Origin of the sequence: Phyllobacterium sp. CL33Tsu, assembly GCF_900113985.1 — a bacterium.
Lineage (GTDB): Bacteria > Pseudomonadota > Alphaproteobacteria > Rhizobiales > Rhizobiaceae > Phyllobacterium > Phyllobacterium pellucidum.
In genome coordinates this window covers 149,077-164,016 of record NZ_FORJ01000003.1, presented here as the reverse complement: position 1 = coordinate 164,016, position 14,940 = coordinate 149,077, and the positions used below count along the sequence as shown (strand labels likewise).

General features: G+C 59.9%; 12 protein-coding genes. 5 read left to right on the top strand and 7 right to left on the bottom strand.

The window, feature by feature from the left end; genetic code table 11:
• Window positions 1–227: 227 nt before the first annotated feature.
• Entirely contained in the window at window positions 228–956 is a 729-nt protein-coding gene (gene lipB, locus BM074_RS13485) for a lipoyl(octanoyl) transferase LipB (protein WP_091922637.1), read from the top strand.
• 7 nt (window positions 957–963) lie between these two features.
• Here the strand turns inward: lipB and BM074_RS13480 are convergent, their stop codons facing one another.
• Both BM074_RS13480 and BM074_RS13475 read right to left on the bottom strand, forming a co-directional pair.
• A complete protein-coding gene (locus BM074_RS13480) occupies window positions 964–2,976 on the bottom strand; it encodes an acetyl-CoA carboxylase biotin carboxylase subunit (protein WP_091922635.1) in 2,013 nt (670 codons plus the stop codon).
• A gap of 30 nt (window positions 2,977–3,006) precedes the next feature.
• On the bottom strand, window positions 3,007–3,963 hold the full coding sequence (locus tag BM074_RS13475) for a DMT family transporter (protein WP_091922634.1): 957 nt from the start codon (window positions 3,961–3,963) through the stop codon (window positions 3,007–3,009).
• A 292-nt stretch (window positions 3,964–4,255) separates the two neighbouring features.
• Between BM074_RS13475 and parE the strand changes: the two genes are divergently transcribed.
• Both parE and BM074_RS13465 read left to right on the top strand, forming a co-directional pair.
• Window positions 4,256–6,334 (top strand): DNA topoisomerase IV subunit B, encoded by a 2,079-nt coding sequence (gene parE, locus BM074_RS13470; RefSeq protein ID WP_091922632.1) that lies wholly within the window; start codon window positions 4,256–4,258, stop codon window positions 6,332–6,334.
• A 176-nt stretch (window positions 6,335–6,510) separates the two neighbouring features.
• Window positions 6,511–6,927: a hypothetical protein gene (locus BM074_RS13465; RefSeq protein WP_091922631.1), complete on the top strand. Its 417-nt coding sequence runs from the start codon at window positions 6,511–6,513 to the stop codon at window positions 6,925–6,927.
• Window positions 6,928–7,038: 111 nt separating this feature from the next.
• Here the strand turns inward: BM074_RS13465 and lpdA are convergent, their stop codons facing one another.
• The 5 genes from lpdA to BM074_RS13440 all read right to left on the bottom strand — a co-directional run bounded on the left by lpdA (window position 7,039) and on the right by BM074_RS13440 (window position 13,450).
• The gene (lpdA, locus tag BM074_RS13460; protein ID WP_091922629.1) at window positions 7,039–8,436 is read right to left on the bottom strand and encodes a dihydrolipoyl dehydrogenase; all 1,398 of its coding nucleotides are present in this window, start codon (window positions 8,434–8,436) and stop codon (window positions 7,039–7,041) included.
• Window positions 8,437–8,439: 3 nt separating this feature from the next.
• Entirely contained in the window at window positions 8,440–9,735 is a 1,296-nt protein-coding gene (locus BM074_RS13455) for a dihydrolipoamide acetyltransferase family protein (RefSeq protein WP_091922628.1), read from the bottom strand.
• A gap of 9 nt (window positions 9,736–9,744) precedes the next feature.
• Window positions 9,745–10,758 carry an alpha-ketoacid dehydrogenase subunit beta gene (locus BM074_RS13450; RefSeq protein WP_027232545.1) on the bottom strand — a complete coding sequence of 338 codons (1,014 nt, stop codon included), beginning with the start codon at window positions 10,756–10,758 and terminating at the stop codon, window positions 9,745–9,747.
• 3 nt (window positions 10,759–10,761) lie between these two features.
• Entirely contained in the window at window positions 10,762–12,012 is a 1,251-nt protein-coding gene (locus tag BM074_RS13445; protein WP_027232544.1) for a 3-methyl-2-oxobutanoate dehydrogenase (2-methylpropanoyl-transferring) subunit alpha, read from the bottom strand.
• A gap of 289 nt (window positions 12,013–12,301) precedes the next feature.
• A complete protein-coding gene (locus tag BM074_RS13440; RefSeq protein WP_091922626.1) occupies window positions 12,302–13,450 on the bottom strand; it encodes a DUF2336 domain-containing protein in 1,149 nt (382 codons plus the stop codon).
• 162 nt (window positions 13,451–13,612) lie between these two features.
• Between BM074_RS13440 and BM074_RS13435 the strand changes: the two genes are divergently transcribed.
• Together BM074_RS13435 and BM074_RS13430 are read left to right on the top strand one after the other, a co-directional pair.
• Complete coding sequence (locus BM074_RS13435) at window positions 13,613–14,068, top strand: MaoC family dehydratase (protein WP_091922624.1); 456 nt, start codon at window positions 13,613–13,615, stop codon at window positions 14,066–14,068.
• On the top strand, window positions 14,068–14,940 hold the full coding sequence (locus tag BM074_RS13430) for an HpcH/HpaI aldolase/citrate lyase family protein (protein WP_091922622.1): 873 nt from the start codon (window positions 14,068–14,070) through the stop codon (window positions 14,938–14,940). Before BM074_RS13435 ends, BM074_RS13430 begins: the two co-directional genes overlap by 1 nt.

Here is a 14,940-nt window from a genome sequence, read left to right as displayed (position 1 = left end):
CGCGGCATGTAGCAAATAGGTTTCGGTGAAACAAGCCCTATCTACCGATAATCCGATTGTTTTTTAGAAAGCCGGCATAAACCTTTACGCAGCCGCGCAAGACTGGAAATTCCGTCCGAAAAGGTCCATATGCGGCACACCCAACGCAATCGTGGAAACGAAGCCACACCGGCTAAGCCATCTACGATTCTGGCGCAGGCAGATACAACCGGACCGACATCCATACCATGAGAACCATTCGCGACGACCTCGTCCCCGATTTCCTGCCCGAGGGCGAATCGTCACCCGTCGAATGGCTCGTTACCGATGGACTGACAGACTATGACACCGCCCTCGGCTTCATGGACGAGCGCGTGGCAGCCATTCGCGACGGCAGGGCGCGTGAGCTTGTCTGGCTCGTCGAACATCCGCCGCTCTATACAGCCGGCACCAGTGCCAAGGCGGCCGATCTACTCGTCGCCGATCGCTTTCCGGTCCATGCAACCGGACGGGGCGGCGAATATACCTATCACGGCCCCGGCCAGCGCGTTGTTTATGTCATGCTCGATCTGAAGCGACGCCGCGAAGACATACGCGCCTTCGTGACCGCTCTCGAACAGTGGATCATTACCACGCTTGCCTCATTCAATGTTCGCGGCGAGCGCCGCGAGGATCGGGTCGGCGTCTGGGTCACCCGGCTTGAGCGCCCGCCCCTGCCCGATGGTTCGCCCGCTGAAGACAAGATCGCCGCCATTGGCATTCGCCTGCGCAAATGGGTAAGTTTTCACGGCATTTCCATCAATGTCGAACCGGATCTCGCACATTTCGACGGGATAGTTCCTTGCGGCGTGCGCGGTCACGGCGTTACCAGCCTCGTCGATCTTGGCCTGCCGGTCGACATGCACGATGTCGATCGCGCCTTGCTGGAGGCCTTCGAAGATGTGTTTGGACCAGTTGTGAAGGTCGCGGCGGCCTAGCTGGACCTCACGCGAATTCCATGATGACTGCATCGACGGCGAGACTGTCGCCGATCCTGGCATTGATCGCCGAAACAATGTGGTCGCGATCGGCGCGCAAAACGTTCTCCATCTTCATCGCCTCGACGATCGCAAGCGTTTCGCCGGCCTTCACTTCCTGCCCCACGGTCACATTGATCGACACGATCAGGCCGGGCATCGGGCAAAGCAGCAGCTTCGAGGTGTCAGGCGGCACCTTCACCGGCATCAGCTTCTCAAGTGCGGCGACGTGATTTTGCATGGCGTGGGCGGTAACCGACATGCCCTTCCAGTCGATACGCATGCCATTCAGCACCGGGCGAAGCTGCGCCTTGACGGAACGCTCGCCGATATAGCCGTCCCAGACCGCATCGCCGGGCTGCCAGTTGGCGCGAACCGTAACCACTTTCTCGCCATGCAGCCTGAATTCCATTTTTGATGGCGGATGGGCCGTGCAGGCGTCGATATGGACAGGGACGTAGTCGTCGCCGATGCGGACTTCCCAATCCGCCCGAATTTTGCCTGTGTGCGGCCGCAGGCGATCGTTGAGGCGGTCGAGACGCTCCTTGCGCACGAGTTCAACGGCAAGCGCAACGCAGGCAAGGATATCACGATCCTCGTCCGCCGGGACCACGGGCTTGAAGCCATCGGGGAATTCTTCAGCTATGAACCCGGTGGAAAGTCGGCCCTCGCGCCAGCGGGGATGCTGCATCAGCGCGGCAAGGAAGGGAATATTATGCTCGATGCCGTCGACGACGAACGCATCAAGAGCATCGGCCATTGCGTCGATGGCCTCAAGTCGGGTCGGCGCCCATGTGCAAAGCTTGGCGACCATCGGATCGTAGAACATGGAGATTTCCGACCCTTCGGTGACGCCCGTATCGTTGCGGATGATGGCTTTGCCCACTGGGCCTTCGCTGGGGGGCCGGTAGCGCGTGAGCCGGCCGATCGACGGCAGGAAGTTGCGATAGGGGTCTTCGGCGTAAAGACGGCTCTCCACCGCCCAGCCGTTGAGTTTGACATCAGCTTGTTCAAGGCCAAGCCTTTCGCCGGCGGCAATGCGGATCATCTGCTCGACCAGGTCGATGCCGGTGATGAGCTCGGTGACGGGATGCTCCACCTGCAGGCGCGTGTTCATTTCGAGGAAATAGAAGTTGCGGTCCTTGTCGACGATGAATTCGACGGTCCCGGCGCTCTGGTAGTCGACCGCCTTTGCCAACGCTACCGCCTGTTCGCCCATGGCCTTGCGGGTCGCCTCGTCAAGGAAGGGCGACGGCGCCTCCTCCACGACCTTCTGGTTGCGCCGCTGCACGGAGCATTCGCGCTCGCCGAGATAGATGCAGTTGCCGTGCGCATCGGCCAGCACCTGGATCTCGATATGGCGCGGATCGACGACGAATTTCTCGATAAAGACGCGATCGTCGCCAAAGGAATTACGCGCCTCGGAGGTTGCCCGCTCAAAACCATCGCGCACCTCGGACTTGTCCCAGGCGATGCGCATGCCCTTGCCGCCGCCGCCTGCCGAAGCCTTGATCATCACCGGATAGCCGATCTCGCCGGCGATCTTCTCCGCATGCGAGGCATCCTTGATGATATCGAGGAAGCCCGGGACAGTGCTGACCTTCGCCTCGTTGGCGAATTTCTTCGACTCGATCTTGTCGCCCATGGCGATGATCGCCCTGGGCTTCGGCCCGATGAAAATAATGCCCTGCTTTTCCAGCGCTTCGCAGAAGGAAGCGCGCTCGGAAAGGAACCCATAGCCCGGATGTACGGCTTCGGCCCCGGTGGCCTTGCAAGCCGCAATGATCTTGTCGGCGACAAGATAGCTTTCGGACGCGGCGGAAGGGCCGATATGCACAGCCTCGTCGGCCATCTCCACATGCACCGCATCGCGATCGGCGTCCGAATAGACAGCTACAGTGGCAATACCCATCTTGCGTGCGGTCTTGATGACGCGGCAGGCGATCTCGCCACGATTGGCGATCAGGATTTTCTTGAACACGTAAGTCCTCCCCGGAGCATGTTCCTGTTTCTATTGCCAATCGCGCACTTGCTCAACAGGTTCTTCGGCAATCGCTCCGGTTGCGTTGCGCTTCTTGCCCTCGCGCCAGACCACATAGGCCCCAGAACCGATAATGATCGCAATGCCCAGCCACTTCGAGGCGGACGGAAATTCGTTGAAGACGACAAGCCCGATGATTACGGCCATGACGATTTCTAGATATTGAAATGGGGCGAGCAGCGACGCCGGCGCAAGACGCGATGCATGCACGACGAGCAGGTGCCCGCCGGTTGCAATCGCGCCGATCGCGAAAAGAAGCAGCCATGAGAGCCCGGCCGTCGGTCTGCCAAGCGTCATGTCGCTCACGCCGAAGATTTGGCCGAGCACCAGGGCAATGATAACGGTGATCGTGCCGCCGATGCCGGCATAGAGCTGCATGACGAGCGGCGTGTCCGCATCGCCATAGCGGCGGTTCAATATCAGGTAGAAGGCAAAAAGCGTCGCGGTGGCGAGCGGCAGCAGCGACACCCATCCAAAGAGTTCCCAGCTCGGCTGGATGACGATCAGGGTGCCGACAAACCCAATCGCGACAGCGATGCGCCGGCGCCAGCCGACCTCTTCCTTGAGGATCAGGGCTGAAAGCAGGGTCAGCATCAGCGGTTCGACGAAAAAGACGGCCATTGCATCGGCAAGGGGCATGTATTTCACGGCTGCAAAGAAGCAGAGGCTGCCAATGCCCATCAAAAGGCCACGAAACATATTGCCCCAGAGCTTTACCGGTTTCAGCGAACGGGCGCCGCTGAGCGCGACGATAATCAACAGGGTCAACAGGGTTTGGACGACGAAGCGCGACAGGGTTACAGTCGCGGGGGGCATGCTGTCGACGGTCGAAAGCCATTTGGCGATCGCATCCATCATCGGCAGGAAAAACATGGCCGCGGCCATTGCTGAAACGCCCCTCAACTGTTGCGAGGTCGTGTTTTCCATGGCTTTGACCTTTCCGGATGAAGCAGGCGGGCGAGATGACTGCTGGCATATCGGCTCCGCAGAAAAAATCAATTGCTGGAGTGCGCCGGACATGTTCGTTCGTGGACCTCCTGACGCAGGCTGGATCCGAAAAGGTGAGTTGGAGGTAGAAAGTTGCTTGATACGCCCACGCGCATGGCATAGTCCTGTGGGTGAACACCAGAACAGACAGCGAACTCCCATCGCCTTTCCCCTCGGGGCATGCAAGGATTGCAGGTGATTCGAATTGAGATAGAATTGGCCGATCAAGACCATGGATGACAGCAACGATCTATTTTCTGCAGTCGTAAAGACAGCCCGCGAACGCCAGGCGGCGGTACAGTCGCGTCCGGAAACGAGCGTCCCTGCGTCATCCGAGCGATCAGTGCCGAGCGCGAGACTGCCGCAGAAGCAGGCCGCAGAAAATAGTTACAGCGCTGCCGACATTGAGGTTCTGGAAGGGCTGGAACCGGTACGTCGGCGTCCCGGCATGTATATTGGCGGCACGGACGAGCGGGCGCTGCATCATCTCTTTGCCGAGGTCATAGACAATGCCATGGACGAGGCGGTGGCGGGCCACGCCAATTTCATCGATATCGAGCTCGACGAACACGGATATCTGTCGGTAACGGACAACGGCCGCGGCATCCCTGTCGACCCGCATCCCAAGTTCAAGGACAAGTCGGCCCTCGAAGTGATCATGACGACGCTACACTCGGGCGGAAAGTTCGACTCCAAGGTCTACGAGACCTCGGGCGGCTTGCATGGGGTCGGCGTCTCGGTCGTCAACGCGCTCTCCGATCATCTCGAAGTCGAAGTAGCACGCAATCGCAAGCTCTATCGCCAGCGATTTTCGCGCGGCAAACCGCTCGGCCGGATCGAAGAAGTTGGCGACGTTCAGAATCGCCGTGGCACCAAGGTGACGTTTCACCCCGACGCGGAAATTTTTGGACAAGGCGCAAAATTCGATCCGGCGCGCATCTACAAAATGGCGCGCTCAAAGGCCTATCTTTTCGGCGGTGTGGAAATTCGCTGGAATTGCGCGCCTTCATTGCTGGATCCGAAGGACCCGACGCCGGATAGGGCGGTTTTTCATTTTCCCGGTGGGCTCAAGGATTACCTCAGCAACTCGCTTGGCAAGGAATTTCAGGTCACCCGTGAAATGTTTGCGGGAAAGACGGAAAAGTCCGGAGGACACGGCGCGCTCGAATGGGCTGTGACCTGGCACGGCGGCGACGGCTTCGTCCACTCATATTGCAACACCATTCCGACCGGCGAAGGCGGCACCCATGAGGCGGGCTTGCGCATCGCCCTCACCCGCGGCCTGAAGGCCTATGCGGAGCTTGCCGGCAACAAGCGCGCCTCGATCATAACCACCGACGATGTGATGATCTCCTCTGCCGCAATGCTCTCCGTATTCATCCGGGAGCCGGAATTTGTCGGTCAGACCAAGGACAAGCTCGCGACGGTCGAAGCGCAGCGGATCGTCGAGAATGCCATTCGCGACCCGTTCGACCATTGGCTTGCCGCCTCGCCGCAAGAGGCGTCCAAGCTTCTCGACTGGGTGATCGACCGCGCGGACGAGCGGGTCAAGCGCCGGCAGGAAAAAGAGGTCAATCGCAAGTCCGCGGTCAAGAAGCTCCGGCTTCCCGGCAAGCTGGCCGATTGCAGCCAGACAGGAGCGATCGGCGCTGAACTTTTCATCGTCGAAGGTGATTCCGCTGGCGGATCCGCGAAGCAGGCGCGTGATCGCGCGACGCAGGCTGTGCTGCCCCTGCGTGGCAAGATCCTCAATGTCGTCAGCGCCGGCCGCGAGAGGATGACCGCCAACCAGCAGATCAGCGATCTTATCCTGGCGCTGGGCTGTGGCACGCGATCGAAATATCGCGATGAGGACCTGCGCTATGACCGCGTCATCATCATGACCGACGCCGATGTCGACGGCGCGCATATCGCATCGCTGCTCATCACCTTCTTCTATCAAGAAATGCCGGATCTCATCCGCAACGGCCACCTGTTCCTCGGCGTGCCGCCGCTCTATCGCATCGCGCAGGGCGGCAAGGTCGCCTATGCCCGCAATGATGCGCACAAGGACGAACTCCTGAAGACCGAGTTTACCGGCAAGGGCAAGGTCGAGATTGGCCGGTTCAAGGGCCTCGGCGAAATGCGCGCCGACCAGCTCAAGGAAACGACGATGGACCGGCGCAAGCGTACGCTGCTTCGAGTCCAGATCGACGAGGAATGGATCAACGAGACCAAGCTTGCCGTGGACGATCTCATGGGCACCCGCCCCGACGCCCGTTTCCGCTTCATTCAGGATCGCGCGGCATTCGTCGAAGAACTCGATATTTGAGCTGAACTGAACTGATTCTGCTCTTTTTTGGCCTGCGTCGCGGGCCCTCATGTGCTGCGACGCATCTCCGATGCTTGTCACATATCTATTTTATAACAATGCAATATTCAGCGTCTCGGAGCTCATATTCGCCGAGCAACAACTTAATCGATCACAATTTTATTTAAGGAATTGCCATGGGCCAGAAGATTGATCAATTCACCGAAAGCCTCCGTCTCAAGCTGACCGCTGCCAGCGAAAATCTGGATAGTCTCAAAGCCAAAATTGACGGCAAAGTAGATGATGCCGAGCAGGATGTGCGGACCCGTCTCGATGATGTGAAAAGCCGTATAGACGAGGGCAAGGCCTCGGTTGCAGCGGCAAACTCCCGGATCAAGAACTGGGTCGATGCCAAGAAGGCGGCAACGGACGAGCAGATTTCCGCGTGGAAGACGCAGCTCGAAATCGACCGCCTCGAGGATCGCGCCGTACTGGCCGAAGAATATGCGCTCGCTGCGCGCGAAGTTGCAGCCGCTGCTATCGACGATGCGGAAGAAGCGTCACTCGAGGCATGGCTTGCCCGCAAGGACGCCGACACTGCAGCCAGCAAGTAACGCTCGTCGGTTAAGCCTGAAGAGTTTCATCCGGCGCTGATGCGCCGGATGGGCCTATCCTGTGTTTGTACGTTAAGAACCTGCGATCCTTCGAGCAGGCGGGGCTCCTGTTTAGATATGCAATGCGTGCCCGAGCGCCTTCAGGCAGGCTTCGTGGAAGCCCTCGCTCTGCGTCGGGTGCGCATGGATCGTACCAGTGATGTCTTCGAGGCGAGCGCCCATTTCGAGCGCCAGCGCAAATGCTGCCGAAAGCTCCGACACGCCCTTGCCAACCGCCTGGATGCCAAGGATCAGGTGATTGCCTGCGGCTGCCACCACGCGCACGAAGCCTTCCTCGCCTTCCTGCGTCATGGCGCGGCCATTGGCAACGAAGGGAAACAGTCCCACCTTGACCTCGTGACCGGCGGCCTTTGCCTCGTCCGGCGAAAGGCCGACCGATACGATCTCCGGATCGGTGAAGCAGACTGCGGCGATGGCCCGCTTGTCCCAGCTGCGATTTTCGCCGGCCACGATCTCAGCCACCATTTCGCCCTGCGCCATGGCGCGATGTGCGAGCATCGGCTCGCCGGTCACGTCGCCGATCGCATAGATGCCACGCATCGACGTGCGGCATTTGTCGTCGATGCGGACAAAGCGTCCATCCATGTCGATGTCGATCTCCTCAAGCCCCCAACCCGAGGTCACCGGCTTGCGGCCGACAGTCACCAGAACCTTGTCGGCCGGGATCTTGTCGTCATTGCCATCGGCGGTTTCGATCAGGAGCGCATCGCCCTTGGCGCTCATGCCCTTGGCCTTGGCGCCGGTCAGCACCATCACGCCAAGTTCCGAAAGGCTGCGCGATACCGGCCGTGTCAGCTCCGCATCATATTGCGGCAGGATTTTTGGCAATGCCTCAACGACAGTGACCTTCGAGCCAAGTTTTGCATAGGCCGTGCCGAGCTCAAGCCCGATGTAACCGCCGCCGACCACGACAAGCTTCTCGGGCACATCGCGCAGGGCGAGGGCCTCGGCCGAGGAAATGATGTTTTCGCCAAACGGCAATGACGGAATCTCCACGGGCGCCGACCCGGTGGCGATCACGATATTTTCAGCGCGAATGATCTGCTGCCCGGTCAAGGTCTCGACTTCGACCGTCTTGCCGTCGCGGAATTTTGCCTTGCCGGTAACAATCTTGACGTTGGCCTTCTTCAAAAGCCCAGCGACGCCATTGTTGAGGCGGCTGACGATGCCGTCCTTCCAGGCAATGGTCTTCGAGAAATCGATGGATGGTTCTTTCAGTGAAATGCCGAGCGGGGTTTGCCCGGCGGCAAAATGCGCGACCTTGGCAAACTCGTCGGCTGCGTGGATCAAGGCTTTCGATGGTATGCAGCCGACGAGCAGGCACGTTCCGCCCACCTTGACCGCTTCTACGATCACGGTATCGACGTTAAGCTGGCCGGCGCGAATGGCGCAGACATAACCGCCCGGCCCTGCCCCGATCACCAGCAATTTGCAGGAAATGTCCTTCATAGGTCAGCCCTCCACGAAGATCAGCGCAGGCGTTTCGAGCAGCGTCTTGATCCGCTGGATAAAAACTGCGGCGTCCCAGCCGTCGATGACGCGATGGTCGAAACTGGATGACAGGTTCATCATCTTGCGCGGAACGAAATTCGTCCCGTCCCAGACCGGACGCACCATGATTTTGTTGACGCCGATGATCGCGACCTCCGGATAGTTGATAACCGGGGTCGTCACCACGCCGCCCATGCTGCCAAGGGATGTTATGGTAATCGTCGAGCCGGTCAGTTGTTCGCGCGTGGCAGAACCCGTCTTTGCGGCATCCGCAAGCAGATTGACCTCAGCCGCGCAGTCCCAGAGCGTGCGCGCCTCAGCATGCTTCACCACCGGCACCACCAGCCCGTTCGGGGTCTGCGCCGCAATGCCAATGTGAACGCCGCCATACTGGTTGATGATGTTGGCCTCGTCGTCATATAGCGCATTGAGGTTTGGTTGGTCGGCGATGGCCTTGACCATTGCCCGCATCAGGAACGGAAGAATCGTGAGCTTCGATTGCTCGGCGCGCTTCTTGGCGTTGAGCGTCGCGCGTAGTTCCTCGAGCGCGGTGACGTCGATCTCCTCGACATAGGTAATGTGCGGGATGTGAGACTTGGCGATCGCCATTTTCTCGGCAATCTTGCGCCGAAGACCGACAACCTTGATCTCCTTGATCGAATTGTCCGGAGCAAGCGCCGCAACGCCGGGGCGCTGCGAGCCGCGGGCGAAAAAAGCCTCCAAATCCTCATGGGTGATGCGTCCGGCGGGCCCAGTACCGCTTACCTGCCGCAGATCGACACCGGCTTCCCTGGCGCGCAGCCGGATTGCAGGCGAAGCGAGCGGCTTTTCGCCCTCGCCGCGCGGCGCAATTCCGCTGACGGGCGGCGCTGTCACGCGGGGCGGCTCGGCGACTGCTGCCGGCTTGGCCTTGGGCTTTTCTATCTCTGCCTTCGCCGGTTCGGACTTCTTTTCCGGCTGCGGGCCTGCAGCCTCGCTTTTGGCGGGCTTGGCCGGTTCAGGTGCATGACCCTCACCTTCAATCTTAAGGCGCACCAGCGGCGAACCGATGGCTATCACCTCGCCGATTTCACCGCCGAGCCAGAGGATTTCGCCATCCACGGGCGAAGGAATTTCGACGGTTGCCTTGTCGGTCATGACGGCGGCAAGCACCGTATCCTCGCGCACGAGGTCGCCGATCTTTACGTTCCATTCGACGAGTTCGGCCTCCGCAACGCCTTCACCGACATCCGGCAGCTTGATGACATATTCTCCCATCTTCTGCTCCTATCCTTCCAGCGTTTCGACAAGGGCGCGACCGACACGCGCTGGACCCGGGAAATAGTCCCATTCCTGCGCATGCGGATAGGGCGTATCCCAGCCGGCGACCCGAGCAACCGGCGCTTCCAGCTTGTAGAAGCAGTGTTCCTGAACCAGAGCTGCTAGTTCCGCCCCAAAGCCGGACGTCAGGGTCGCTTCGTGAATTATGACACAGCGCCCCGTCTTGCTGACCGATTCGACGATCGTTTCGAGGTCGAGCGGCAGCAGCGTCCTAAGATCGATGATTTCGGCGTCGATGCCGTGCTCCTCGGCAGCAGCTTCTGCGACATAGACCATTGTACCGTAGGCAAGGATCGTCATCTGTTTGCCCTCGCGCCGCTTGATAGCCTTGCCAAGCGGCACAGTATAATGACCGTCCGGCACGTCGCCGAGATCATGCTTGGACCACGGCGTGACGGGACGATCATGGTGGCCGTCAAACGGTCCGTTATAGAGGCGTTTCGGCTCGAGGAAGATCACCGGATCCGGATCCTCGATCGCGGATATGAGAAGTCCCTTCGCATCGTGCGGGTTGGACGGGACCACCACCTTCAGGCCCGATACATGCGTGAAAAGAGCTTCCGGACTTTGGCTATGCGTCTGCCCTCCAAAGATGCCGCCGCCTGTCGGCATGCGGATAACGATGGGGCAGGTAAAGCCGCCATTGGACCGGTAGCGCAAGCGTGCTGCTTCGGAGACGATCTGGTCATATGCCGGATAAACGTAATCGGCGAACTGGATCTCGACGCAGGGCTTCAAGCCATAGGCGGCCATGCCGATCGCAGCGCCAACGATACCGGCCTCGCTGATCGGCGCATCGAAGCAGCGTGTCTTGCCGTACTTCGCCTGCAGCCCTTGCGTACAGCGGAAGACACCGCCGAAGAAGCCGACATCCTCGCCGAAGACGACGACGTCATCGTCGCGCTCCATGGTGATATCCATCGCGTCGCGGATGGCTTCGATCATCGTTTTGCGGGCCATGGATCAGACTCCTGCCTGCTGGCGCTGACGACGCAGATGCGGCGGCATGGTTTCGTATACGCCCTCGAACATATCGCGCGCCGAAGGCTTGCCGCCTGCATGCAACGTACCGTGGCCTTCAGCCTCCTTCTGCGCGGCAATAACCGTGTCGAGGATTTCGGCTTCCGTCTGCTTGTGACGCTCTTCAGTCCACGCGCCGCGCAAAATCAGGTGATTCTTCAACCGCATGACCGGATCGCCGAGAGGCCAGGCATCGGATTCCGTTTTGGGTCGATAGGCGGAAGGATCATCCGAGGTCGAGTGCGCGCCGACGCGATAGGTAACGTATTCGACAAGCGTCGGACCGAGATTGCGCCGCGCCCGTTCGATCGCCCATTTCGCCACCGCATAGACCGCGAGATAGTCATTGCCGTCAACGCGCAGGGCCGGGATGCCGAAGCCAAGGCCACGCGCGGCAAATGTACCCGATCCGCCGCGCGCAATACCCTGGAAGGTCGAAATTGCCCACTGATTGTTGACGATGTTGAGGACGACTGGCGCCTTGTAGGTCGATGCGAAAACCAGCGAGGCATGGAAATCCGACTCGGCGGTCGAGCCGTCGCCGATCCAGGCTGCCGCAATCTTGCTGTCGTTCTTGATGGCAGACGCCATGGCCCAGCCGACCGCCTGGATATATTGCGTCGCAAGGTTGCCCGAGATCGAGAAGAACCCATGCTCTTTCGACGAATACATGATCGGCAGCTGGCGCCCCTTCAGCGGATCACGCTCGTTCGAGTAGATCTGGCACATCATCTCGACCATGGGATAGTCGTCCGCGATGAGCAGGCCTGCCTGGCGATAGGTCGGGAAATTCATGTCGCCAGGCGCAAGCGCCTTGCGAAAGGCACAGCTTACCGCTTCTTCACCAAGATGCTGCATGTAGAAGGACGTCTTGCCCTGCCGCTGCGCTATCTGCATGCGGGCATCGAAGGTGCGCAGCGTCATCATGTGGCGCAAGCCCTCGACGAGTTGCTCGTCGGTCAGCATGCCGGCCCACGGACCGACCGCCTCGCCATCGCGGGTCAAAACCCGGATGATCGAAAAGGCGAGATCGCGGAAATCCTCGGGATTGGCGTCCACCTCGGGCCGCCTGACCGATCCAGCCTCCGGAATATTCACATTCGAAAAGTCCGGCTCGCCGCCGTGCCGCACGGCCGGCTCCGGCACATGCAGGCTTAAAGGACCAAATTCTCCAAGGGGACCGTCATTCGACATGCCATCGCCTCCCAACCACTGACATTTTCCACGCAGTCTACCATGAATTATTAGGTCAGTAATACTGTCTTAAAACAGCAGGCTCCAGATACGGCATCGTGCTTTGCTTCAACGTGCGATCACATCATATTGAAAAGGTTGGGCATCCATGCATCAGATGCGGCCCAAAGGCCCGTCACGTCCGAGCAAAAAAGCAACAATGCTTCAATTCGGGTTACGACCGCCGGCCTATTCGTTCGCAAGCGGCCGCGATTTTGCAATCAAATGCAGATGATGCTCCATTCACGTCCTACGCGGCAGTGATGGCGAGAACCTGTTCGCGCGCATTTTCCCGGATGGCATCGAGGTGGATGCGTTTGAGCAGAGACAGCATATCATCATTTGCGGCGGCGGGAATCGTGCCCGCATCTCGACCGATTGGCTCCAGATGCTCGATCATGCGACGGATGATTTCGGGCGAACCAACGTCCTGTCTGCCGTTGGCAACGTTACGCCAGCCCTCGAGCGCCACCTTTAGCGGAAGATGCGTGCTGACCGGCAAACCCGCTGCGCTGAGCAAGGCGCCGAGCGCGGCCGGCCGTCCGTCGATGATGAGGCTGCGCACGCGCCCGAGACTGTAACCCGAGAGCGCAACCAGAACGGCGGCAAAGAAATCGATCTTTCCAGCAGCGACGATCCGAATGACGAAGGCGGTGGTCAGGTCGCCGCGCAATTGCAGATGCTCGATAAGCGCCGGATATTCATCGATGCGCGTTGCCGCGACGAGACTGACGGATGCCCGCACGCAGGCGTCCCGGGTGATGCGCTTTGCGCGGCGCTCCCCCATAAGAGCCATGACCATATCCATCTGACACAGGGCTTCGGCGATACGAACTGCGAGTGCATGCCGGCAATCGGCCGGAAGGCGGTTGTCATCAATCAGCAGCGTCCTGATTTCCGCGACATGGCCGAGGCGCTCGACAAGCCTGCGAAAACTTATGTCGGCGATCTGCGCCTGGCTATTGGCGAGCAATGCTGCGACCGCCTCGACCTCGCCGATCTCGATAATGGCAGCGCTCACCGGATAGGACACCTTTGCGCGCGCCGCCACCAGGCGCTGCGCTTCGCCGCTGCCGCCGGCGACGCAATCGATAAGGTCGGCGTCACTCAACAATACGGAACGGCCGAGAATATAGGTTGCGACCTCGATTTGGTCACGCGCGAGGCTGGCAACGATGTGAGCCGGCGCATGGGCGCTCGTCGAAAAAGCTTCAGCAAGAGCAAGCCGCACTTTGGGCGAAGGATCATCGAGCAAGAGTGTCAACACCGCTTCGGTGGGGCGCCGCTCGTCGAATTCGAGGTCGGGCTGCAAGTAGATATGCGCCAAGGCAGCCGCCGCATGGCAGCGCTGCGCCACCGAGGCATTGTCAATCATCTTCACATAATGCTGAACGGACATTCTGTCTTCGCCCCCGAGTCCCTTGATTGGACACAACTCTAAAGGGAAAAAGTTTACGATCCGTTCACCATGCGCGTTAACCATGCATGTCCACGCGACATGTTGCGAACTCAACCAAGCAGCCCTAATCTCTCGCAAAAATATAGAGGAGACGCGAGGCGCATGGCCGGGCTTTATCTGGAAGAATTTGAGATCGGGCATGTGTTCCAGCATGCGCTGCGCAAGACAGTCACCGAGAGCGACAACATGCTGTTCTCGGTCATGACGCTCAACCCGCAGCCCCTCCATATCGATTTCGATTACGCTTCGAAGACCGAGTGGGGAAAGCCGCTGGTGAATTCGCTGTTCACACTGGGGCTGATGATCGGCATATCGGTAAATGATACGACGGTCGGCACGACCATTGCCAATCTTGGCATGACCGACGTGACATTCCCCTCTCCGCTCTTTCATGGCGATACCGTGCGTGTCGAAACGCAGGTCATCTCGGTCCGCCGGTCGAAGTCCAAGCCCGACCGCGGCATCGTCGAATTCGAACACAGGGCCTTCAACCAGCACGGTATTCTCGTCGCCAAATGTACGCGGCAGGCCATGATGAAATCGAAAGATGCAGCCTGATGCGTTCACTTCTGTTCGTACCCGGCGACTCGGAAAAGAAGCTGGAAAAGGGTCTGGGAAGCGGCGCCGACGTCCTGCTCGTCGATCTTGAGGATTCGGTCGGCGCGGCCCGCAAGGAAGCGGCACGCGACATCGCGTCGGCATTCCTGCGGGCGCATCGGACCGAAAACGCGCCCCGGCTTTTCGTGCGGATCAACGACCTTGCAAGCGGGCTTGCCGATGATGATCTCGCGGCGGTGATGCCCGCCATGCCTGAAGGCATCCTTCTGCCGAAATCCAATAGTGGCAAGGACGTAACGCGGCTTTCCGCCAAGCTCAATGTGCATGAAGCCAACAGCGGCGCAGAAGAAGGGGCTACGAAGATCCTTGCGCTCATCACCGAAACTGCCATCGGGACGCTTTCTGCCGCCAGTTATCCGGGCTGTTCCGGCCGTCTGGCGGGCCTCAGCTGGGGCGCTGAAGACCTATCGGCGGCAATCGGCGCGCGCTCGCCGCGCAACGAGACCGGAGCCTATACGGACGTGTTTCGCCTCGCCCGCGCCGTGACCATCCTCGGCGCGTCGGCCGCAGACGTCGCCGCCATCGATACGGTTTATATCAATTACCGCGACGATGCCGGCCTTGAACGCGAATGCACCGAGGCGGAGCGCGACGGCTTTATCGCAAAGCTCGCGATCCACCCGGCGCAGGTGCCTATCATCAACACGGTCTTTACGCCATCGGCCGACGCTGTCGCCCAGGCGCGGAAGATCGTCGATGCGTTCGCGGCCGAACCGTCGGCAGGCGTTATCGGCATTGACGGGTTGATGTTCGACCGGCCGCATCTCAAACGCGCCGAGCGCCTCTTGGCCCGTGCCAGGTCAACATCCTGA